Source organism: Geminicoccaceae bacterium (genome assembly GCA_020638465.1).
Classification (GTDB): domain Bacteria; phylum Pseudomonadota; class Alphaproteobacteria; order Geminicoccales; family Geminicoccaceae; genus JAGREO01.
On the sequence record JACKIM010000002.1, the window covers coordinates 1,104,208 to 1,125,838 of the forward strand.

Below are 21,631 nucleotides of genomic sequence, written 5' to 3' on the forward strand. Positions count from 1 at the left end.
CTCAACCCGATGTCAGTTTGAACTCGATGCGGCGGTTGCGCCTGTAGGCGATTTCGTCGTCGGCCGGATCCAGCGGCTGGAACTCGCCGAACCCGGCGGCGGCCAGCCTTTTCGGATCGATACCGTCACGGATGAGGAATTGCACGACTGAAATGGCACGTGCAGTCGAAAGTTCCCAGTTCGAGGCGAACGGACTTCCGGTGCCGACGGGAATCCTGTCGGTGTGTCCGTCCACCCTGAGAATCCAGTCGAGATCGGGGGGTATCGTGGCGGCGACCTCCCTGAGCGTGGTGGCCAACTGGCGCAGTTCGGCCTGCCCCGCGGGATCGATCCGTGCCGACCCGGAAGCGAACAGCACTTCCGACTGAAACACGAAGCGGTCGCCTACCACACGGAATTCCGGGCGATTCCCCAGCGCTGCCTTGAGTTTTCCGAAGAACTCCGAGCGATAGGTGGACAATTCCTCGACCCTGGCCCGAAGGGCCTCGTCGAGCTGGCCGCCAAGATCGTCGATCCGGGTCTGCTGCTCGCGTACGGTATCATCGGACTGCTCCAGGAGATCGCTCACCGACGCGAGCTGCGCGGTCAGCTTCGCGAGCTGGTCCCGGAGCCGTACCACCTCCTCCTCGGCAACGCCCAGCGCCGCGCTGCGTTCATCGAGCTGCCTGTCCCGGGTATTCCGCTCCTGCCCGCTCCTGCGCCGCAGTTCCGCCAGTTTGACCGCGAACGACGTACGGGCAGCGCGCTCGGCTGCAAGGCGCCGTTCGAGTTCGTCCTTGTCCTGCCGGCTCGCCGCAATCATGTCCGCAAGGTCGGTGATCCGACCTTGAAGATCGGATACGAGGCTGGCGCTCTTGTCGGCAATGCTCGCGAGTTCGGCCCGCTCGGCGTCGAGATCCTCGACCCTCGCTCCGAGGTTGGCCGCACGCTGACGCTCCGCTTCCGCCGAAGCTTGCGAACCTTCGATGCGGCTGGCAGCTTTCTCGACCTGTCTTTCGAGATGGTTCAAGGCGTCGTTGCGCCGGTTCTCGGCGGCCGCAATGGCATCGATCCGCTCGCGCATGCGCGCGACCAGCGCCTCGACATCGTCAACTGCCGGTATGCCGGCACCGGCTGCGGACGGCAGCGTCGCATCGGCCCCTTCCTGCTGCGCCATGAGAGGCAAGGCGAAGGATTGGGCGGTCAGCAGCATGCCGGCGATCAGGAACCGGGTTCGCATGGCAGTCCCCTTTTGACCTGGCCATGCGCGAGTTTAGATCCGGTTGCATCTCAAACCAATCGTTTCGGAGCACAAAATCTCCACTAAACAATTGTTATATATAGAAACGCCATGAAACAATCAGCCGCAGTGCCGAACCTGCTCGGGTCCCGCGGAAATCATGAAGCCACAGACATTGGCCGGCTGTCGACTTCTTCGAGCGCGACGCGATTGCGCCCTTCGTCCTTGGCCCGGTAGAGCGCCTGATCGGCCCGCTGGAACAGGCTTTCGGCAGTGTCTCCGGGCCTGAAGCAGCTGATGCCGATCGACAGGGTGATGACGCCGAGATCCCGTTCCGAGCGGCGCAGCACGATGCGGCTCGTGGCAATGTCCCCGCAGATCCGTTCGGCCATCTTGCGCGCTTCGTCGCACCGGGTCCGCGGCAGGATGACGACGAATTCCTCTCCGCCATAACGGGTTACGGTGTCGCCTTCGTTGACGGTGGCCTTGAGCTTGCCCGCCACCAACCGCAGCACCACGTCGCCGACCTGGTGACCGTGCAGGTCGTTGAACGTCTTGAAATGATCGATGTCGGCCACCAGAAGTGCCAGATCGCCCCCCTCCTCGGATACGGCCGTCACTTCCTTGCGAATTGTCTCGTCGAACAATTTTCGGTTGCCCAGACCTGTAAGCTGGTCAGCATAGGCTGCACGGCGCATCGACACCAGATCATTGCGCAGCATCTCGATCTCCTGACTGCTGCGATCGAGGTGATCCTTCAGGAACATCGCATGTTCCTGCATCATGTCGGTACGCTGCTGGAGGTCGACGACCAATCTGACCAGCTTTTCCGGCGCAATTTCCGGATCGAGTTCGCTGCTGGCCGAGCTCAATGCGTCACAGAACTCGACGGCACCATCGCTGGTAGCCTGAACCTTGCTGCCGATCACCTCGATGATATCCTGAATGCGCACCGCCGACTGGGAGACCAGCCTCGACTGTTCCTGTGCGCCGAAGAAGCGTTCGTAGACCTCCTGACAACGGCGGTGACCGAAATCGTCGCAATTGGCTTCGAGCTGCCGGATGAGGCGGCTCAACGCAGGGTTCGAACCCGTGAAAAAGGTATACCAGATGACATAATTCTGGGGCGTCGGTGGTATCTTCCACTTGCGGAGATACTCAAAGACGTTTTCCGCGATCATCAGGCTGTGGTCGAAATCGAAACTCCAGTCCATGCTTGCATCGCTTTCCGAGACAATCATCATTGTTATCCAATTGGAGATATCATAGCCCCCATAAACTTAACCGGGGATGAATCCGGCGCCGTTCCCGAACGGCCGGACGAATCGCCTGCGGGGTTGCAAAGATTGCCATTCGCGCCATACCACTCCCACCATCTGCTTCCTGCGTGAGGGTCGCATCCGCCACGCCCTTCCCCTGACACCGGCTGTTCGAAAAAGGACGATGATGCCGACCAAAGTCTCGTATCGCGACAACGTCATTCCGGTCATCCTTGCCGGCGGGTCCGGCACCCGGCTGTGGCCGGTCAGCCGATCCGCCTTTCCCAAGCACCTGACCGAGCTGACCGGTACCGGATCAATGCTGCAGCAGACGGCGGCCCGGCTGCGGGAGCTGGCGCCCTACGAACGGCTCGTCATCGTCTCGGCCGCCGGGCAGGCAACGCTGGTGCGCCGGCAGCTGCGCGAGCTGGACCCGCACGCGGTCGCGCATATCCAGCTCGAACCGGCTCCGCGCAACACCGCAGCCGCCGTGGCCCTCGCCGCATTCGAGGCGCTCGCGTGCTTCGGCGAGGAGTCGGTCATCTTCGTCTGCCCGTCCGACCACCTGATCCTTGCTCCCGAACGGCTGTTCGACGCCGTCGACAAGGGGCTGCCATTTGCCCGTGACGGCCGGATCATCACCTTCGGCATTACCCCGTCGCGCCCCGATACCGGCTTCGGCTATATCGCCACCGGCGCGGAAATCGACGGTGCGAGGGGCGTCTGCGAGGTCGAACGGTTCGTGGAAAAGCCGCCGCGTGCCGAGGCCGAACGGATGCTCGCAGCCGGCGGGCACTACTGGAACAGCGGCATGTTCCTCATGCGGGCCCGCACCCTGCTCGACGAACTCGCGCACTTCGAGCCCGACATCGCACGGCGCACCGCCCGGGCCTTCGCGGCCGGACGCGAGGCCGGTGGCGAGATCCCGCTGGAACTGTTCGCCGACATTCCGTCCCTGCCGATCGACAAGGCGGTCATGGAGCGTTCGCAGCGTGTGCTGGTGGTTCCCTGCGACCCGCGCTGGTCGGATGTCGGGTCGTGGCAGGCCCTTTGGGAGATCATGGAGAAGGACGACCACGACAATGTCATGCATGGCGACGCCCTGATCGAGGCCGGCTCGGGCAACCTGGTCAAGTCGGAGCACCGGCTGGTGGCGCTGGCGGGGGTGAGCGACCTTGCCGTGATCGAGACCGCGGATGCCGTGCTGGTGGCGGACAAGACCAATAGCGAGGCTGTCAAGGCCATCGTCGGACGGCTGGGTGCCGGAAACCGCAACGAAGCCGATATCCATGCCCGGGAAATGCGCCCCTGGGGGACATTCACCGTCCTGCTGCGGGAACCCGGTGTCACCGTTCGCGATGTTGCGATCGACGAGGGAGCCTCGCTCGACCGCCAGCGCCATCCCGGCCGCAGCGAACACTGGACCATCGTCGAGGGGCGGGCGCGGATCGAACGCGACGGCAAGAGCGTCGAGATCGGCCCCGGTGAAAGCCTGGCGGTAGGTCGTGATGTGCCGCACCGGCTGGCCAATGGCGGCAGCGGGACATTGCGCCTGATCGAGGTGCAGACCGGTACCCAGCTGGGACAGGTCGGCACGGTGAGACTCTGAGCTTGCCTGCAGGATTCGCAAGGACACGGCCAGGCGGGAACGATACCGGGGTGCAGGCGGGGAATGGTAGGCCGCCCGGGATGGAGGAATGAGATCTGTTAGATCATCATAACTACATGATTGTTATGTCGATATCTTGTCCTGCACGACAATCGACGGCCTTTGATAGGTTCGCGTGCCCATAAGCATAATCAATATAAAGTAAATATCCCCCGGCAGAGCCGGGGGCTTTGGTTGAGAGCCGCTCAAAGCGGCGGTTTGCGGCGCTGCGCGGCCGCAATCTGTTCGCCGCCTGAAGGCGGCATGTTCAGGGTAACAGCGCGAGTTGATCGAGCCGGCGATCTTCCTTCTCCTGATTGCGAATGTAGTCGCGGATGACCGTTTCGTCTCGCCCGACCGTGCTGACAAAATATCCTCTTGCCCAGAAATGTTGGCCAACGAAATTGCGTCGGCGTTCGCCATAAACACGGGCTAAGTGAATGGTGCTCTTCCCTTTGATGAAGCCGACGACATTGGAGACAGCATATTTGGGGGGAATGGCGAGCATCATGTGGACGTGATCCGGTAGCAGATGACCTTCTATGACCTTGCTCTCCTTTTGTTTGGCTAGCTGTCGAAAAACCGCGCCGAGATGTGGGCGCAGGCCTGTATACAGCGTCTTGCGTCGGCATTTCGGGATAAAGGCGACATGATATTTGCAGTCCCAAACGCTGTGACTTAGGCTCTGATACGTGTCCATCGCTGACGTTCCTTCCGTATGCGTGGTGGCAAACGAAAGAAACCCGGCGATGGACTGCCGGAAACGTCAAACTCGGGCTGCCGCCCCGGCATAGCCGGGGGATCTCCTATTTTAGTTTAGTATAGAAATATAAACCTGAATTATTCTCGGCAACAATAAATACCCCCCGACAGGGCGGGGGGACTCCCATGTTGGTTCGGTTCGCCCCCGGATCCGGTCCGGTTGCGATCGAGTTCAGGTGTCAAGGAAGCTGCGGAGCTTGCGAGAACGGCTGGGATGCTTGAGCTTGCGCAGGGCCTTGGCCTCGATCTGGCGGATGCGTTCGCGGGTGACCGAGAACTGCTGGCCGACCTCTTCAAGCGTGTGGTCGGTGTTCATGCCGATGCCGAAACGCATCCGCAGGACGCGTTCCTCGCGCGGGGTGAGCGTGGCCAGCACACGGGTGGTCGCCTCGCGCAGATTGGCGAGCGTGGCCGCTTCGAGCGGCTGGACGGCATTCTTGTCCTCGATGAAATCGCCGAGATGGGAATCTTCCTCGTCGCCGATCGGAGTCTCAAGACTGATCGGCTCCTTGGCGATCTTGAGGACCTTACGCACCTTGTCGAGCGGCATGTTGAGCTTGATCGCCAGTTCCTCGGGCGTCGGCTCCCGGCCATATTCGTGCAGCATCTGCCGCGAGGCGCGAACCAGCTTGTTGATGGTCTCGATCATGTGCACGGGAATGCGGATGGTGCGGGCCTGATCGGCGATCGAACGGGTGATCGCCTGACGGATCCACCATGTCGCATAAGTGGAGAACTTGTAGCCGCGGCGATATTCGAACTTGTCCACGGCCTTCATCAGGCCGATGTTCCCCTCCTGGATAAGGTCCAGGAACTGAAGCCCACGATTGGTGTATTTCTTGGCAATGGAAATGACCAGGCGCAAATTGGCCTCGACCATCTCCTTCTTGGCCTGCCCGGCATCGCGTTCGCCCTTCTGCACCTTGGCGACGATACGGCGGAACTCGCCGATCTGCAGGCCGGTCTCCTCGGCGATGGCTGCGACGTCGGCGCGCAGGCCCTCGATCTCCTCGAAATGCCTCGTGATGAAATCGCCCCAGCCCCGGTCCTTCAGGCGGCCGACACGCTCCATCCACTCCGGATCGAGCTCGTTGCCGAAATAGTGCTTGAGGAAACTCTCGCGCGTCACCTTGTTGCCGATTGCCAGCCGCAGCAGCTTTCCCTCAAGGCTCTGCAACATCTTGTTCATGTCGAACAACTGCTCGACCAGAGCTTCGACACGTCCCTGATTGAGCTGCACCTGGGTCATCTGCTCGACGATGGCAGCACGGCATTTCTCGTAATGCTTGTTGAGCTTCGAGCCGACCTGTTCCGCTGCCTGCACGGCCGCCAGCCGCTCGTCCTGAAGATCGCGCAGCTCGGCATAGGATTCGGCGATCTGGTCGAAGGTCTGCAGCACACCTTCCTTGAGCTTCTCCTCAAGCGCGGAGAGCGACAGGGCCTCGTCGTCGAAATCCTCCTCGCCCTCGCCGGCGCCGTTCTCGGCACCATCGCCACTGCCCTCGCCGGAATCCGCATCGACCGATCCGTTGGCCTGCGGCTGGGAAGAAACCGGAGTGTTCCCGGCAGCATCCGCCGCCTCACCATTGGCCTTGCCGATCCCGTTACCGGCCGTCGCATCGCCTTCACCTTCAATGCCGGAAAGTTCCGCATCGTTGGTGGCGTCGAGATCGATGATATCACGCAGCAACACGCGCCCGTCACGTATGGCATCGCGCCAGCCGATGACCGCACGCATGGTCAAGGGGCTCTCGCAGAGAGCCTCGAGGATCATGTTGCGGCCGGCCTCGATGCGCTTGGCGATCTCGATCTCGCCCTCGCGGGTGAGCAACTCGATGGTTCCCATCTCGCGCAGATACATGCGGACGGGATCGTCGGTGCGACCGAGATCGCTTTCGCTGATGGCGACCGTGTTGTCGCTGCTATCGTCGTCGTCGTCCGAGGACTTGTCATCGGAACCGTCCGAGGCATCCGCCGATTCGGCGGGCTTGTCGCCGTCATCGGCCTCGTTGTCATTGCCCGATTCCGCCGACCCGGAATCGCGCCGCACCGAAATGCCACGCCTTTCGAGACCGGAGATCAACTCGTCGATCTGGTCCGGGGAGATGCCATCCGGCAGGGCGTTGTTCAGATCGTCGAACGACAACGAACCTTTCGCCTTCGCCGAAGTGAGCAGCTTCTGCAATGCCGCAGAACCGGATCCGGCCAGAAGCCTCTCAAGCGACGAAGCTTCCCTGCCCTTGCCACTCTTGCGCTCGGTTCTCGACGCGACGGCCGCTTTCGCCATGCACCCTTACCCCTGGTAGCCAAAACAGATAGAACAGATCGACCGGTACTCGCCGCGACCTGTTTCACGCCCAATCATTTTTCCCCGGGCAAACCCGGAAAGCCGCCTTCCGGCAAGCCATTCAGCAATTCGTCCTGCGAACGCCGGCGCACATCGAGCTCCGTATATCTCCGTTCGCTCAACGCGCTTGCATATTCTTCGAGCTCGCGATTCCGTGCAGCTCGCAACCTCATGGTTGCAAACATCTGCCCTGCCGCAACCCGGTCGACGGCCCCACCCCCCGGCAAGGGGCCGAGGGTATCGATTACCTTTCTGACCAGTTCATCGCACCCGCTCGAGGTGAGATGGTGATCGAGAACCTGTTGGTCAAGATCACCATGGGTCGCAAAACACGAGAGAATTTCGTTGCGCACCCTGTCGTGCCGCGGGTCCGCGAACTCCAGATTGAGCAGGTCCTCCTCGTGGTGGTGCAGGAGGCCCGGATCGAGCAGAAACAGGGCCAGGGCACGAATGGCGCTGGCAGCCTCGCCGGATTGCAGGCCCGAGCCAAGCTGCGGCGACCTGTCCCAGCCCTGCGAGGAGGACCGCGGGCCGCCCTTTGCGTCATGCCGGCCGGAGCCCCATGCGCCGCTGCCGCGACCATCCCTGCGCCAAGCCCCCTGGCGCTGCGGCCGGCGGGCGCGGATCAACTCATCGAACTGCTGGCGCAGGAACCCCGCCAGCGCATGGTCGCTGGCGAGCGCCGCGTAGTCCATGAGCCGTTGCCTGAGGCCGGCCAGCTGCTCCGGCGTCGCAACCGGGCCCGCCGTCAATTCTGCCTGCCAGATCAGGCGAGAGAGAGGCATGGCTGCCCGAAGGAGGCCATCCATCGCCGCTCGCCCGCGACTGCGGATGAAGGTATCGGGATCGTCCCCCTCGGGCAGCAGGGCAAACCGCAGCGACTGTCCACCCTGCATCACCGGCAAGGCACGGCGGGCCGCGCGCAGGGCCGCCGCAAAGCCTGCCTTGTCGCCATCCAGACAGACGACCGGCTCATCGGCATAACGCCACAGGAGCCGCAGCTGTTCCTCCGTCACGGCGGTGCCAAGCGGGGCGACGGTTTCGGCGATGCCGGCTTCGCTCATGGCCACGACGTCCATGTAGCCCTCGACCAGCACGATCCGTCCGGCTTCCTTTGCCGCCCGACTGGCCAGCGGCAGGCCGAACAACAGCGTTCCCTTGTGAAACAGCGGTGTTTCCGGGCTGTTGAGGTACTTGGCCCTCTGGTCCGCGAGTGCCCGCCCGCCGAAGCCGACGATCCGCCCGCGCATGTCCTCGATGGGAAAGACCAGCCGTTCGCGGAAGCGGTCATAGGCGGTGCCGCCGTCGTCGGGGCGAATAAGGAGTCCTGCTTCCACGGCGAGCGACTCCGCAAATCCCTGTTCGTGCAGCCAGCCCTTCAGGTCGTGGCGACCCGGCGGGGCATAGCCCAGCCGGAAGCGTTCACGGACCTCATGACCCACCTGGCGCCGTTCGAGATAGGCCAGCGCTCCCCGCCCTTGCGACGAATGCAGCCGTTCCTCGAAAAAGCGCATGGCGGCGGCATTGGCCTCCGCCAGCCCTGGAGCGGTCCGCTCCGCCTTGTCAACCCGCCGGCGAGGCGGCTCGATGCCCGTCATGTCCGCCAGACGGGCGAGAGCCTCGGGGAATTCGAGCCCCTCGATCTCCATTACGAAGCGAATGACATCGCCATGCGCACCACAGCCGAAACAGTGGTAGAAGCCCTTGTCCTCCACCACCGAGAAGGAGGGCGACTTTTCCTTGTGGAAGGGACACAGCCCCGTGTATTCGCGGCCGCGCCGGGTCAACCGGACATGCCGGCCGACGATATCGGCCAGCGACAACCTTGCCTTGAATGCCTCCAGCGTCGATTCGCCATCATGGCTCACGATCGGGATCCCCGCAAATGAATGGTGAGGGATCGCGCCCGCCTGGCAAACGCGCTCGTCATCCGCTCAGCTCAGCAGGCGGCAGGTCTGTCGTTTGGCAAGCGCGAAATCCATCTGTCCTTCATAGCGCTCGTGCAACGCGGCCATGACGCGTCCCATGTCCTTGAGACGACTGGCCCCGAGATCGGAGATCACCTCACTGACGGCCGCATCCATCTCCTCGACCGACATCTGCGCAGGGATGAAATGCTCGAGCACTCCGATTTCCTCGGCCTCCTGCTCTGCCAGATCGAGACGGGCCTTACTTTCGCAACGCTCGATCTGCTCCTTCCGCTGGTTGATCATATCGACGATCAATTCGCGGATCTGGGCATCCTCCAGACCATCCTCGACACCGGCAAGTCGCGCACAGGTATCGCGTTCCTTGAGTGCGGCCAACACCAGCCTCAAGGTGGAATGCGCCCGTTCGTCGCCCGATTCGGCGGCTTCCCTGAGCGCCTCGCTCAATCGTGATCTCAGCAAGACTAAACCCCGAACGTTCTGCCCGACCTGCCGGTTCGAGGTTCCCCGATGAAGAACCGTTTCCGACACGGATCGTGGCGCATCGACGGGCATCCTTGACGCCCCGATCGACAATGATAAAACGCGCGTCGCGATCTGAACTCACCCCATCGTGGTCCCCCGGCCCCTGCCGGGCATGGCCGAGATCTGGCTCCGGGATCGTGGAGCCGTGCTCTTACGTGGATTGCACCCGGCATGCAAGCAGCTCTCACTCGAAGGCCATCGGCCGCCATCGCGCTCGCCGACGGAACCGTTTACCATGGGCGCGGCTATGGCGCTTGCGGCGTGCGCGACGGCGAACTCGTCTTCAATACCGCGATGACCGGCTATCAGGAGATCATGAGCGACCCTTCCTATGCCGGCCAGATCATCACCTTCACCTTTCCGCATGTCGGGAATGTGGGCACGAATGGACTGGATGTCGAGGCCAAGGTGCCGGTGGCCCGCGGAATTGTGACCCGGACGGTGCCGACGCGGCCTTCAAGCTGGCGCAATCGGGACGATTTCAGCGGCTGGCTGCGGGATAACGATATCGTCGCCATCGGTGGCATCGACACCCGCCAGCTGGCTTCGCTGCTGCGCGACAGGGGTGCGCAGAATGCCGCCCTTGCCCATGATCCTCGGGGAGACATCGACGTCGACGCACTGGTCGATCGCGCCCGTTCCTTTCCCGGCATCGTCGGTGCGGATCTCGTTCCGGGCGTAACCTGCGCCCGGGCGTTCGATTGGACCGAGGCAGGCTGGAACGGTCATCAGGACTATGCCAGCGGCAGCGGCGACGGTCCGCACGTGGTGGTTGTCGACTATGGTGTGAAGCGCAATATCCTGCGCTCACTCTCCCGGATGGGCTTTCGCATCACCGTCGTGCCCGCAGGCACGGCGGCCGACGACATCCTGGCGAAGGCTCCCGACGGCGTTCTCCTTTCCAACGGTCCCGGCGACCCGGCCGCCACCGGCCGCTATGCGGTGAGCGAGATCGCGAAGCTGGTGGCCAGCGGCAAACCCGTCTTCGGTATCTGCCTGGGACACCAGATGCTGGGCATTGCCCTGGGAGCACGCACGACCAAGATGGCCTTCGGTCATCACGGCGCCAACCATCCGGTCAAGGACCTTGTCACCGGCAAGGTCGAGATCACCAGCCAGAATCACGGTTTTGCCATCGCCGACGAGGCGTTGCCGGAAAATGTGGAGGTAACCCACCGCTCGTTGTTCGACGGTACGATCCAGGGCATCAGGCTCAGGGATCGCCCGGTATTCTCCGTACAGTATCATCCCGAAGCATCCCCCGGCCCCACGGACAGTCACTACCTGTTCGACCGATTTCTGCAAATCGTGCGGCGAGGCTGAACTCGTGCGCTTTCCCAGGACCGTCCAGCAAGGCTGACCCCATGCCCCAACGCACCGACATCCGCTCGATCCTGCTGATCGGCGCCGGTCCGATCGTCATCGGCCAGGCCTGCGAATTCGACTATTCAGGAACCCAGGCCTGCAAGGCATTGAAAGAACTCGGCTATCGGGTGATTCTCGTCAATTCCAACCCGGCGACGATCATGACCGACCCGGAGATGGCCGACGCGACCTATATCGAGCCGATCACGCCCGAGATGGTCGAGCGCATCATCGAGAAGGAAAAACCCGATGCGCTGCTGCCCACCATGGGGGGGCAGACAGCCCTCAACACGGCCAAGGCACTGGCCGAATCCGGCGTTCTGGACAGGCATGGCTGCGAACTGATCGGTGCCTCGCTGGAGGCGATCAACAAGGCCGAGGATCGCGAACTGTTCCGCGATGCGATGAACCGCATCGGTCTCGACATGCCGCGCAGCGCGATTGCCCACACACTGGACCAGGCACGCTCGGCCCTCGACGACATCGGCCTTCCGGCGATCATCCGTCCATCCTTCACACTGGGCGGCACGGGCGGCGGCATTGCCTTCAACAGGGAGGAATATGAGGAGATCGTCCGCTCCGGTCTCGACGCCTCGCCCGTCAACGAGGTACTGATCGACGAATCGGTGCTGGGATGGAAAGAGTACGAGATGGAGGTGGTCCGCGACCGGGCGGACAACTGCATCATCATCTGCTCCATCGAGAATGTCGACCCGATGGGAGTTCATACCGGCGACAGCGTGACGGTCGCCCCCGCCTTGACGTTGACCGACAAGGAATATCAGCGGATGCGGGAAGCCTCGATCGCCGTCCTGCGCGAGATCGGCGTGGATACCGGTGGCTCCAACGTCCAGTTTGGCGTCGACCCGCGCACCGGCCGGATGGTGGTGATCGAGATGAATCCGCGGGTGTCGCGCTCCTCGGCCCTCGCCTCGAAGGCGACCGGCTTTCCCATCGCCAAGGTCGCCGCCAAACTGGCGGTGGGCTTCACGCTGGACGAGATCACCAACGATATCACCGGTGCCACGCCGGCGTCGTTCGAGCCGACGATCGATTATGTCGTCACCAAGATTCCACGCTTCACGTTTGAGAAATTTCCCGAAACGGAGGCTGTCCTCACAACGGCAATGAAGTCGGTGGGAGAGGTCATGGCCATCGGCCGGACCTTCGCCGAGTCGCTGCAAAAGGCCCTTCGCGGGCTCGAAACTGGGCTCAGGGGGCTCGATGAGATCGTGCCGGACAATCCCGATGGCGACGAGAAAGGCACCCTGCTGGCGGCCCTGAGCCGGCAGACCCCCGACCGCCTGCGCCTGATCGCCCAGGCGTTCCGGGCCGGCGCCTCACTTGAGGACATCCAGGCCGTGTGTGCCTATGACCCGTGGTTCCTTGCCCAGATCGAAGATATTATCGCCGTCGAGAATGACATCAAGAACAATGGATTGCCACCGGATGTTGATGGCTGGATCGAGATCAAGTCCATGGGCTTCGGCGATGCCCGCCTCGCACGGCTGAGCGGTCTGGACGAGGCTGAGGTTCGCGCCAGACGGCATGCACTCGGCGTACGTCCCGTCTACAAGCGCATCGATACCTGTGCGGCCGAATTCCCCGCGCGAACTCCGTACATGTACAGCACCTACGAAAGGGCGGCTGCAGGCGCCCGACCCGCCTGCGAAAGCCAGCCCGGCGACCGGCGCAAGGTCATCATTCTCGGTGGCGGCCCCAACCGCATCGGTCAGGGCATCGAGTTCGACTATTGCTGCGTGCATGCGTCGATGGCGCTCAAGGCTTCGGGCTACGAGACCATCATGGTCAACTGCAATCCCGAAACGGTCTCCACCGACCCCGAGACGTCCGACCGTCTCTATTTCGAGCCGCTCACCGCCGAGGATGTCATCGAACTGGCATCCGTCGAACGCTCGAACGGGGAACTGACCGGAGCCATCGTCCAGCTCGGCGGACAGACACCGCTCAAGCTTGCGTCGGCGCTGGAGGAAGCGGCGATCCCGATCCTCGGCACCTCCGTCGACGCCATCGACCTCGCGGAAGACAGGGACAGGTTCCAGAAGCTGCTCCAGCAACTCGGGCTCAGGCAACCGGCCAATGCCATCTGCCGCGATGAGCATGAAGCCCTGGCGGAGGCGCAGAAGCTGGGTCTGCCGCTGGTGGTCAGGCCTTCCTACGTCCTCGGTGGCCGCGCGATGCGCATCGTCCACTCGATGGACCAGCTGCACCAGTTCGTCGTCGAAGCGGCCGCCGCATCCGAACAGGGCTCGATCCTGCTCGACCGCTATCTCGAAGCCGCCATCGAGGTCGATGTCGACGTGCTTGCCGACGGCAGGGATGTCGCGATCGCCGGCATCATGGAACATATCGAGGAGGCCGGCATTCATTCGGGAGACAGCGCATGCTCCCTCCCACCCTATTCGCTCGACGATGCCACCGTGGCTGAAATCGCCCGCCAGAGCGAACTTCTCGCAAGGGCACTCGATGTCCGCGGGTTGATGAACGTGCAGATGGCCCTCAAGGATGGCGAGGTTTTCATCCTCGAAGTGAACCCGCGCGCCAGCCGCACGGTTCCCTTCGTGGCCAAGGCCATCGGCCAGCCGGTGGCGGGCATGGCTGCCCGGATCATGGCCGGGGCACCGCTGGGCGAGCAGGGCTTTGTCAGCCGGCCGCTCGGCCACGTCGCGATCAAGGAGGCTGTATTCCCCTTTGCGAGATTTGCCGGCGTCGATCTCCTTCTCGGACCGGAGATGAAATCCACAGGTGAAGTCATGGGGCTCGACCGGGATTTCGGCGCGGCCTTCGCCAAGTCGCAGCTGGCGGCTGGCGTCGCCCTGCCCCGTACAGGCGGGAATGCGGGTCAGGCCTTCATCTCGGTGCGCGACGGCGACAAGGAGGGTGCTGTGGGGCTCGCCAGGGGGTTGATCGATCTCGGATTCTCGATTGTCGCCACACGTGGAACGGCCCGGGCCCTGGCCGATGCGGGACTGGAGGTCCGGACGGTCAACAAGGCCCATGAGGGAAGGCCGCATATCGTGGACTATCTCAAGGACGGTGAAATCGCCCTGGTCATCAATACGTCCTTCGGCGGAAGGGCCCTCAAGGACAGCTATTCGTTGCGTCGCGAAGCGCTGATGTCGCGCACCCCCTATTATACGACCATGGCCGGAGCACGCTCTCTGGTTGAAGGCCTCAAGCGGCTCAATGCCGGTGAATTGCAAGTTGCATCTTTGCAATCGTATTTTGACTCCCTAAAATAGCCTCATCCGGCGGTTCAACGAGCCGCCGGTCGTGTTTTGTATTGTACCTTTTCTTATCTTCTATGGAATGATCGGCCATGATCGAAAAGATCCCGATGACGCCCGAGGGCCATGCGCGGCTGGCAGCCGAGCTCAAGCGCTTGAAAAACGAGGAACGTCCGGCCGTCATCCGCGCCATTGCGGCAGCGCGTGAACATGGCGACCTTTCGGAGAACGCCGAATATCACGCGGCACGCGAGCGGCAGGGCTTCATCGAGGGCCGGTTGATGGAGCTCGAGGACAAGCTCGGTCGAGCCGAGGTGATCGACGTCAGCGAACTGTCCGGCTCCAAGGTCGTCTTCGGTGCGCGCGTCAAGCTGGCGGACGAGGAGACCGACGAGGAAGTCGACTACCAGATCGTCGGCCCGGAGGAATCGGATATCGAGCAGGGACTGCTGTCGATCCAGTCGCCGGTGGCCAGGGCCCTTCTGGGCAAGGAGGCGGGGGACAGCGTCGAGGTGCATACCCCGCGTGGCGTACGCTATTTCGAGGTCCTCAAGGTGAGCTTCGGCTGACCGCGGCACGGGTCCTCGTCCTCCTCGACAACAGCAGGGGACATGCCAGCCAGGCCCTGGGAGTGGCCCGGTCACTGGGTCATCCCTTTGCGGTCATGAAGCCGGATTATCGCGCGACGGCGCGGCTGCCGAACCTGCTGACAGGGTGGTGGCTGGATACCACGCGCCAGGGCTGGGTCAGCCCTGCCCCGGATCTGGTGATAGGGTGCGGCCGGCGTACGGCGCCGGTGGCCCTGGCCATCGCACACCGTTTCACCGCCACGCGGCTGGTCCAGATCATGTGGCCCGAGGTGATGCCCGGCCGCTTCGATCTGGTGGTACTGCCGGAACATGACCGCCGGCGGCGGGCTGCGTCGATTCTGCGGGTCCTGCTGCCGCCCACCGATCTCATGCCACCCGCCCCGTCACGGATCGCTTCCGGATCGCTGCTGGCGGTCATCGGCGGGACGCGGCGCGGCCGTGCTGCCGATGTTGCCGGGTTCGTCGAACGGGTGCGGCGGGCGGCAGGCGGCGGGCCGGTGGAGTTCATCGCCAGCCCGCGCACGCCGGCCGGTCTCGCCACCCTGCCTGACTTGCAGCCGTTCGACACCTATGTCGAACGGCTGGCCCGCTGCGAGAGGGTCGCGGTCACGGGCGAGAGTGCCAGTGTCATGGCCGATGCCGCCCGCTTCGGCCGGCCGTTGCTCATCGACCGCCTGGGACAGGCCTCGCATGGCAAGCTTGCCATCCTGCATGATCTTCTTCGGGAAAATCGCCTGGCGTGTGATCTTGCCCGGCCGGTTCACCTGCCAACCGGCACCCTTGTCGATACGGCGAGCGAGATTGCTCATGAGATCAGGCGCCGCGGACTCCTGACGACATGACGAGGCCGCCGCGTGGCGAGCATCCCCGAAGTGAGAAGCAATGCGAGACGAGCGGGTGACAGTGGCATGAAAAGACGCTAAGCAGGTCGGGAGGAGGCTGTCGGGTCAGGAACCGCCGGCCCGACGAAGAAAGACGCCCGGTCAGGAACAGAAGACGTGCTGCAAGCCGTAAGCCTCACTGCCGCCCTTTCCATCCTGTGGCTCCTTCTCTCGGGCTACTGGGACAACCATCTCATCCTGGCACTCGGTGCCGGTTCGGTCGTGGTCTCGGTGATCATTGCCTGGCGCATGCGCATCGTCGACCGTGAAGGTCATCCGGCCCATCTCGCCCTGCGCGGTATCATCTACTGGCCCTGGCTCATCAAGGAAATCGTGGTGGCCAATATCGATGTCGCCAAGGCGATTCTCGGCATCGGCGGCGGCAAGGTCGAGCCGATGATGTTCTCGGTTCGTGCGTCGCAGGCCACCGATCTCGGTCGCGTGATCTATGCCAATTCGATAACCCTGACACCTGGCACCGTTACCGTGGCGCTCGACGACGAGCACCTGGTCATCCATGCGCTGACACAGGGGGCGATGGATGGCCTGGCGACGGGCGAGATGGATCGCCGGGTCTGCGAACTCGTGGGTGAATGCTGATGCCGGTTCTGGCCGTCACCGCCATCGCCATCCTCATCGTCATGGGCATGGCTCTGGCCCGCGCCCTGCTCGGGCCGTCGGTCTATGATCGCATCCTTGCCGTCAATTCGTTCGGCACCCTTACCGTCCTGCTGATCGCCGTCCACGGGTTCCTCATGGCAAGACCTGAATTCCTCGATATCGCGATCGTCTACGCCCTGATCAATTTCATCGGCACCATCGCGGTCACCAAATATGTGACCAACGATCATCTGGGCGATCGCGAAGGCGACCAGACCTGGGATGATATCTGATGGAATGGCTGCTCGACATCGTCTCCGCCGTGTTCCTCATTCCCGGTTGCCTGTTGCTGCTCATCGGCGGTTTCGGGCTGCTGCGCCTGCGCGACGTGTTCGCCCGCATGCACAGTGCGGGCATGATCGATACGCTCGGTCTGGCCCTGATCCTGATCGGGCTGATGTTCAAGGCCGGTTTCACGCTCATCACCTTCAAGCTGTTCGCGATCATCGTCTTCGTGTTCTACACCAGCCCCGCCGTGACCCATGCGCTGGCCCGGGCGGCGATCTTCGGAGGCGTAAGCCCGGCAGCCCGGCAGATCGAGGCGGATCAGGAACCGGCCGGTGACAATCATGCGCAATCCGCGATCCTGCGCGAGGGAGGTGAGCCATCGAATTCCTGATCGACATCGTCCTTTTGCTGTTCATGGCTGCGACCGCCCTGGCTTTCGTGTTCGTGCGCAACCTGTTCGCGGTGGTGATGTTGTCCGGCATTTTCAGCCTTGCCGCGGCGACGCTGTACGTGGTGATGGACGCGGTCGACGTCGCCTTCACCGAGGCTGCCGTGGGTGCCGGCATCGCCACCGTGCTCGGTATCGCGACACTGGGCATCATCGGCATTCCCGACGAGAAGCCACAGGCGCGCAGTGCCATCGGCGAATTCGTACTGGTGCTTGTGGTCGGCGTGCTGCTCCTGCAGCATACCGCCGCCCTGCCCGGTTTCGGCGACGCCGATGCTCCCATCAACAAGCATGTTGCCCCGCGCTACATTGAGGAATCCGGCAAGGAAATCGGCGTGCCGAATATCGTCACCTCGATATTGGCCAGCTATCGCGGCTTCGACACGCTGGGCGAGACGACGGTGATCTTCACCGCCGCCGTCGGGGTGCTGGTCCTCATCGGCAGGAGACGCAAGTCCGGAGGCGACCGGTGATGGAACGCGAGGCGATCCTGCGCGTCACCAGCAAGCTGCTGATCCCGGCAATCATGCTGTTCGCGCTCTATGTCCAGTTTCACGGCGATTTCGGTCCGGGCGGCGGGTTTCAGGCCGGCGTGATCTTTGCCGCGGCCTTCATCCTCCACGCCATCATTTTCGGCATCGGCGAGGCGCGACGCGTCGCGCCGCCATGGCTGGTGCGCCTCGTTCTTGCCACCGGCGTGCTGCTCTACGCCGGTGTAGGTGTCGCTTCGCTGTTCATGCATGGCAACTATCTCGATTACGGCGCACTCGACCATCACGATCCGGTGCATGGCCAGCATCTCGGGATTCTTCTCGTCGAAGCCGGTGTCGGGCTCACCGTTACCGGTGCGATGATCACGATCTTCTTTACATTCGCCGGCTACCGGTCCAGCGGGTCAGCACAATGACATCGGATATTTTCAGTACATTCAATTACTGGATGGTTGTCGTCCTGATGATGATCGGTTTTTACGTGGTCATCGCCCAGGGCAATCTGGTGAAGAAGATCTTCGGACTGAACATTTTCCAGGTCTCGGTCTTCCTCTTCTACATCTCCATGGGCAAGGTCACGGACGGCACGGCTCCGATCCTCGATGACCGTTATGCCGTCTATTCCAATCCGCTGCCGCATGTCCTGATCCTGACGGCCATCGTGGTCGGCGTGGCGACGATGGCGCTGGGGCTGGCGCTCATCGTGCGCATCAAGGATGCCTACGGAACGATCGAGGAAGACGACATCGAAAGGCTGGAGGACGAGCTGTCGTGAATCTAGAGGCCCATCTGCCGGCCCTTCAGGTCGTCATCCCGCTCATTGCCGCCCCTGTCTGCTTCATCCTCCGCCAGCGTTCGCTGGCGTGGCTGTTTGCCACACTGGTGACCTGGGTGGCATTCGCCATCTCGATCCTGTTGTTCAGGGAAGTCCAGGCGAACGGACCGATCTCCTACTATCTCGGCGGATGGGAACCGCCCTGGGGCATCGAGTATTATGTCGACACGCTGACCACGCTCGTGCTGCTCGTGGTCTCGGGCGTCGGGGCGCTGGTGATGCCCTTCGCCCGCATCAGCGTCGAACGCGAGGTGCCGGAGGAGCGGATCTACCTGTTCTACGTGATGTACCTGCTGTGCCTGACCGGCCTGCTGGGCATCACCATCACCGGAGACGCATTCAACCTCTTCGTGTTCCTCGAAATCTCGTCGCTGTCGTCCTACGTCCTCATCAGCCTGGGCAGGGACAGCAGGGCGCTGACGGCGGCCTTCCGCTATCTCATCATGGGAACCATCGGTGCGACGTTCTACGTCATCGGTATCGGCGCCCTCTACATGATGACCGGCACGCTCAACATGGCCGATCTCGCCGACCGGCTGCCGGAACTGGGCAAGCTGGAGATCGCGCTGGCATTCCTGCTCGTGGGCATCAGTCTCAAGCTGGCATTGTTCCCCTTGCACCTCTGGTTGCCCAATGCCTATGCATTCGCCCCCACGACGGTCACGATATTCCTCGCCGCCACGGCCACCAAGGTGTCGGTCTACGCGATGATCCGCGTCCTCTATTCGGTGTTCGGCGGAGTGGCGTTCCTTCAGACGGTGAGCATCGACGAGGCCTTGCTGACGCTCGGCATCGCCGGGATGATCTGCGGTTCGCTGGTCGCCATCTTCCAGACCAATGTGAAGCGGTTGCTTGCCTATTCGAGCATTTCCCAGATCGGTTACATGGTTCTGGGTCTCTCGCTGGGCAATGTCTTCGGTCTCGCGGCATCCATCGTCCACATCATCAATCATGCGATCATGAAGGCCACCATGTTCATGGCCATGGGTTGCGCGACGACGCAGGCGAGCGTGGTCAAGGTCGAGGATCTTGCCGGTCTCGGACGGCGAATGCCCCTGACCATGGCCGCCATGGTCGTGGGCTCGCTCAGCCTGATCGGCGTGCCGCTGACGGTCGGTTTCGTCTCGAAATGGTATCTTATCCAGTCCTCGTTCCATGCCGGCGACTGGTATATCGCCTTCATCATCGGCATCAGCGGCCTTCTGGCGATCATCTACAACTGGAGACTGGTGGAAGCGGCATATTTCACCCCGGAACCGCCCGGCCGGGAGGACGTCCACGAAGCCCCCCTTTCAATGCTGGTCCCGCTCTGGATCCTTGCTGGATTGTGCATTCTTTTCGGTGTGAATGCCAGCTGGACGCTGGACTATGCAATCCAGGCCGCCACCGCCATTCTGGGTGATCCGGTCACGGGTGCAGCGGGAGCCGGCCAATGACCCCTTCGACCGCCATGCAGTTCGCCCTCGCCATTCCGCTGGTCGGCACACTGCTCATCCTGCTTGCCGGGCGCATTCCCAATCTGCGCGATACCATCACCATCCTGACGTCGGTGGCCCTTTTCTACTGCGTGGTGCAGATCATCGTCGATGTCATGGGCGGCGGCCGACCCGAACTGACACTCCTGGAGATCTTCCCCGGATTGCCCATCGCCTTCCAGGCCGAACCGCTCGGGGCGGTCTTTGCCGGGATTGCCAGCCTCCTGTGGATCGCCACATCGTTCTATGCCATCGGCTACATGCGCGGGCATCACGAGGAAAACCAGACGCGGTTCTTTGCCTGCTTCGCCATTGCCATTGCCAGTGCGATGGGTGTGGCTCTCGCAGACAACATGATGACCCTGTTCGTCTTCTACGAAGTGCTCAGCGTCAGCACATATCCGCTCGTCACGCATGCCGGTACACCCGAGGCCAAGCGGGCGGGCCGCATCTATCTGGGAATCCTGCTGGGCACCTCGATCGGCCTGCAACTGGTGGCCATCGGCTGGACCTACGTTGCCGCCGGAACGCTCGATTTCACGCCAGGCGGGATTCTCTCGGGCAAGGTCTCGGATACGGTGGTGGGCGTGCTGGCCGGGCTCTATGCGTTTGGCATCGGCAAGGCGGCCCTCATGCCATTCCATCGCTGGTTGCCCGCAGCCATGGTTGCCCCGACGCCGGTGAGCGCGTTGCTGCATGCCGTGGCGGTGGTCAAGGCCGGTGTCTTCACCATTCTCAAGGTGGCGATCTACATCTTCGGGCTGGATCTGCTCAGCCGTACAGGTTCCGGTGTGTGGATTGCCTATGTGGCGGCAGCGACCATCGTCATCGCCTCGCTGGTGGCGATGACCAAGGACAATCTCAAGGCGCGGCTGGCCTATTCCACAGTCAGCCAACTGTCCTACATCGTGCTCGGAGCCATGCTCGCCACCAGCGCCGGAGTGGTCGGCGGAGCCATGCACATCGTCATGCATGCCTTTGGCAAGATCACGCTGTTCTTTTGTGCCGGTGCCATCATGGTCGCCACGCACAAGACCGAGATCAGCCAGATGAACGGACTGGGACGGCGCATGCCCTTCACCTTCATCGCCTTCTTCATCGCCTCGCTCAGCATCATCGGCCTGCCACCTCTGGGCGGAGCGTGGAGCAAGTGGGAACTCTCCCTGGGTGCGGCGGAATCCGGACATATCCTGTTGCTGGCGACCTACATGATTTCCTCGATCCTCAACATCGCCTACCTCCTGCCGGTCGCGGTCCGGGGTTTCATGCCGGCCCGCGGATCGGATGCCCCGCAAGGCTGGAAGATCGAGGAAGCGCCGATGTTCTGCGTCATCCCCTTGTGCCTGACGGCCATCGGTTCGGTGGCGTTGTTCTTCCTCGCCGAGCCGCTTTACGAATTCGTCCTGCCGATCGCCCACTCACCTGAAAGTGCCGGAGTCGTTCAATGAGTGATCGAAAAGTCCAGGAGAATGACCAGCAATGGTGGCTTGACCAGCCTGGCAATGTCAACAAGATCGTTTATGCACTCGTCAGTATTTGCGTGTTGTTGTTCTTTGCCGATGCCCTTTATCAGAAGCATGGTTACTTCGGGATCGAGCATTTCTTCGGCTTTTACGGCGTCTATGGTTTCGTCGTATGTGTCGGTCTGGTGCTGGTAGCCAAGTGGATGCGGCTCATCCTGATGCGGCCTGAGGATTATTATGACCCGGACGAGTGAACGGC

At 62.6% G+C, this 21,631-nt stretch carries 20 protein-coding genes; 14 read left to right on the top strand and 6 right to left on the bottom strand.

Features of this window, described 5'->3' with window-relative positions; translation table 11 throughout:
- Position 1: 1 nt before the first annotated feature.
- Positions 2–1,219: an OmpA family protein gene (locus tag H6851_15420; GenBank protein ID MCB9944996.1), complete on the bottom strand. Its 1,218-nt coding sequence runs from the start codon at positions 1,217–1,219 to the stop codon at positions 2–4.
- A gap of 158 nt (positions 1,220–1,377) precedes the next feature.
- Positions 1,378–2,463 carry a GGDEF domain-containing protein gene (locus H6851_15425; protein MCB9944997.1) on the bottom strand — a complete coding sequence of 362 codons (1,086 nt, stop codon included), beginning with the start codon at positions 2,461–2,463 and terminating at the stop codon, positions 1,378–1,380.
- 199 nt (positions 2,464–2,662) lie between these two features.
- Here H6851_15425 and H6851_15430 point away from each other — a divergent pair, with 199 nt between their 5' ends.
- Positions 2,663–4,087 carry a mannose-1-phosphate guanylyltransferase/mannose-6-phosphate isomerase gene (locus H6851_15430; protein ID MCB9944998.1) on the top strand — a complete coding sequence of 475 codons (1,425 nt, stop codon included), beginning with the start codon at positions 2,663–2,665 and terminating at the stop codon, positions 4,085–4,087.
- Between the two features lie 307 nt (positions 4,088–4,394).
- Here the strand turns inward: H6851_15430 and tnpA are convergent, their stop codons facing one another.
- The 4 genes from tnpA to H6851_15450 all read right to left on the bottom strand — a co-directional run bounded on the left by tnpA (position 4,395) and on the right by H6851_15450 (position 9,625).
- Positions 4,395–4,826 (bottom strand): IS200/IS605 family transposase, encoded by a 432-nt coding sequence (gene tnpA, locus H6851_15435; GenBank protein MCB9944999.1) that lies wholly within the window; start codon positions 4,824–4,826, stop codon positions 4,395–4,397.
- A 234-nt stretch (positions 4,827–5,060) separates the two neighbouring features.
- Positions 5,061–7,175, bottom strand: a complete 2,115-nt coding sequence (gene rpoD / locus H6851_15440) for an RNA polymerase sigma factor RpoD (protein MCB9945000.1) — start codon at positions 7,173–7,175, stop codon at positions 5,061–5,063.
- Between the two features lie 74 nt (positions 7,176–7,249).
- The gene (locus H6851_15445; GenBank protein ID MCB9945001.1) at positions 7,250–9,103 is read right to left on the bottom strand and encodes a DNA primase; all 1,854 of its coding nucleotides are present in this window, start codon (positions 9,101–9,103) and stop codon (positions 7,250–7,252) included.
- A gap of 66 nt (positions 9,104–9,169) precedes the next feature.
- Positions 9,170–9,625: a GatB/YqeY domain-containing protein gene (locus tag H6851_15450; GenBank protein ID MCB9945002.1), complete on the bottom strand. Its 456-nt coding sequence runs from the start codon at positions 9,623–9,625 to the stop codon at positions 9,170–9,172.
- 234 nt (positions 9,626–9,859) lie between these two features.
- On the opposite strand from H6851_15450, the gene carA reads away from it, so the two are divergent.
- From carA to H6851_15515, 13 genes are all read left to right on the top strand, one after another.
- Positions 9,860–11,011: a glutamine-hydrolyzing carbamoyl-phosphate synthase small subunit gene (carA, locus tag H6851_15455; protein ID MCB9945003.1), complete on the top strand. Its 1,152-nt coding sequence runs from the start codon at positions 9,860–9,862 to the stop codon at positions 11,009–11,011.
- Between the two features lie 41 nt (positions 11,012–11,052).
- Entirely contained in the window at positions 11,053–14,316 is a 3,264-nt protein-coding gene (carB, locus tag H6851_15460; GenBank protein ID MCB9945004.1) for a carbamoyl-phosphate synthase large subunit, read from the top strand.
- Between the two features lie 80 nt (positions 14,317–14,396).
- Positions 14,397–14,870 (top strand): transcription elongation factor GreA, encoded by a 474-nt coding sequence (gene greA / locus H6851_15465; GenBank protein MCB9945005.1) that lies wholly within the window; start codon positions 14,397–14,399, stop codon positions 14,868–14,870.
- A gap of 62 nt (positions 14,871–14,932) precedes the next feature.
- The gene (locus H6851_15470; protein ID MCB9945006.1) at positions 14,933–15,733 is read left to right on the top strand and encodes a mitochondrial fission ELM1 family protein; all 801 of its coding nucleotides are present in this window, start codon (positions 14,933–14,935) and stop codon (positions 15,731–15,733) included.
- Between the two features lie 156 nt (positions 15,734–15,889).
- Positions 15,890–16,372 carry a Na+/H+ antiporter subunit E gene (locus H6851_15475; protein ID MCB9945007.1) on the top strand — a complete coding sequence of 161 codons (483 nt, stop codon included), beginning with the start codon at positions 15,890–15,892 and terminating at the stop codon, positions 16,370–16,372.
- On the top strand, positions 16,366–16,665 hold the full coding sequence (locus tag H6851_15480; protein MCB9945008.1) for a pH regulation protein F: 300 nt from the start codon (positions 16,366–16,368) through the stop codon (positions 16,663–16,665). Before H6851_15475 ends, H6851_15480 begins: the two co-directional genes overlap by 7 nt.
- Positions 16,665–17,051: a monovalent cation/H(+) antiporter subunit G gene (locus H6851_15485; protein ID MCB9945009.1), complete on the top strand. Its 387-nt coding sequence runs from the start codon at positions 16,665–16,667 to the stop codon at positions 17,049–17,051. Before H6851_15480 ends, H6851_15485 begins: the two co-directional genes overlap by 1 nt.
- Positions 17,039–17,581: a DUF4040 domain-containing protein gene (locus tag H6851_15490; GenBank protein MCB9945010.1), complete on the top strand. Its 543-nt coding sequence runs from the start codon at positions 17,039–17,041 to the stop codon at positions 17,579–17,581. The genes H6851_15485 and H6851_15490 overlap by 13 nt, the downstream gene beginning before the upstream one ends.
- Positions 17,581–18,015, top strand: a complete 435-nt coding sequence (locus tag H6851_15495; GenBank protein MCB9945011.1) for a Na(+)/H(+) antiporter subunit B — start codon at positions 17,581–17,583, stop codon at positions 18,013–18,015. Before H6851_15490 ends, H6851_15495 begins: the two co-directional genes overlap by 1 nt.
- Positions 18,012–18,374, top strand: a complete 363-nt coding sequence (locus H6851_15500) for a cation:proton antiporter subunit C (GenBank protein MCB9945012.1) — start codon at positions 18,012–18,014, stop codon at positions 18,372–18,374. The genes H6851_15495 and H6851_15500 overlap by 4 nt, the downstream gene beginning before the upstream one ends.
- Positions 18,371–19,870: a monovalent cation/H+ antiporter subunit D family protein gene (locus H6851_15505; GenBank protein MCB9945013.1), complete on the top strand. Its 1,500-nt coding sequence runs from the start codon at positions 18,371–18,373 to the stop codon at positions 19,868–19,870. Before H6851_15500 ends, H6851_15505 begins: the two co-directional genes overlap by 4 nt.
- Positions 19,867–21,357 carry a monovalent cation/H+ antiporter subunit D family protein gene (locus H6851_15510; protein MCB9945014.1) on the top strand — a complete coding sequence of 497 codons (1,491 nt, stop codon included), beginning with the start codon at positions 19,867–19,869 and terminating at the stop codon, positions 21,355–21,357. The genes H6851_15505 and H6851_15510 overlap by 4 nt, the downstream gene beginning before the upstream one ends.
- Positions 21,354–21,626: a hypothetical protein gene (locus tag H6851_15515; GenBank protein ID MCB9945015.1), complete on the top strand. Its 273-nt coding sequence runs from the start codon at positions 21,354–21,356 to the stop codon at positions 21,624–21,626. The genes H6851_15510 and H6851_15515 overlap by 4 nt, the downstream gene beginning before the upstream one ends.
- The last annotated feature ends 5 nt before the right edge of the window (positions 21,627–21,631 follow it).

What these genes read in the sequence shown, in the direction of transcription:
- H6851_15515 (MCB9945015.1), top strand. Translation starts at nt 21,354, where the DNA reads ATGAGTGATCGAAAAGTCCAGGAGAATGACCAGCAATGGTGGCTTGAC.
- H6851_15495 (MCB9945011.1), top strand. Translation starts at nt 17,581, where the DNA reads ATGGAACGCGAGGCGATCCTGCGCGTCACCAGCAAGCTGCTGATCCCG.
- H6851_15420 (MCB9944996.1), bottom strand. Translation starts at nt 1,219, where the DNA reads ATGCGAACCCGGTTCCTGATCGCCGGCATGCTGCTGACCGCCCAATCC.
- H6851_15510 (MCB9945014.1), top strand. Translation starts at nt 19,867, where the DNA reads ATGACCCCTTCGACCGCCATGCAGTTCGCCCTCGCCATTCCGCTGGTC.
- H6851_15500 (MCB9945012.1), top strand. Translation starts at nt 18,012, where the DNA reads ATGACATCGGATATTTTCAGTACATTCAATTACTGGATGGTTGTCGTC.
- tnpA (MCB9944999.1), bottom strand. Translation starts at nt 4,826, where the DNA reads ATGGACACGTATCAGAGCCTAAGTCACAGCGTTTGGGACTGCAAATAT.
- H6851_15425 (MCB9944997.1), bottom strand. Translation starts at nt 2,463, where the DNA reads ATGATGATTGTCTCGGAAAGCGATGCAAGCATGGACTGGAGTTTCGAT.
- carB (MCB9945004.1), top strand. Translation starts at nt 11,053, where the DNA reads ATGCCCCAACGCACCGACATCCGCTCGATCCTGCTGATCGGCGCCGGT.
- rpoD (MCB9945000.1), bottom strand. Translation starts at nt 7,175, where the DNA reads ATGGCGAAAGCGGCCGTCGCGTCGAGAACCGAGCGCAAGAGTGGCAAG.
- H6851_15480 (MCB9945008.1), top strand. Translation starts at nt 16,366, where the DNA reads ATGCTGATGCCGGTTCTGGCCGTCACCGCCATCGCCATCCTCATCGTC.
- H6851_15430 (MCB9944998.1), top strand. Translation starts at nt 2,663, where the DNA reads ATGATGCCGACCAAAGTCTCGTATCGCGACAACGTCATTCCGGTCATC.
- H6851_15485 (MCB9945009.1), top strand. Translation starts at nt 16,665, where the DNA reads ATGGAATGGCTGCTCGACATCGTCTCCGCCGTGTTCCTCATTCCCGGT.
- carA (MCB9945003.1), top strand. Translation starts at nt 9,860, where the DNA reads ATGCAAGCAGCTCTCACTCGAAGGCCATCGGCCGCCATCGCGCTCGCC.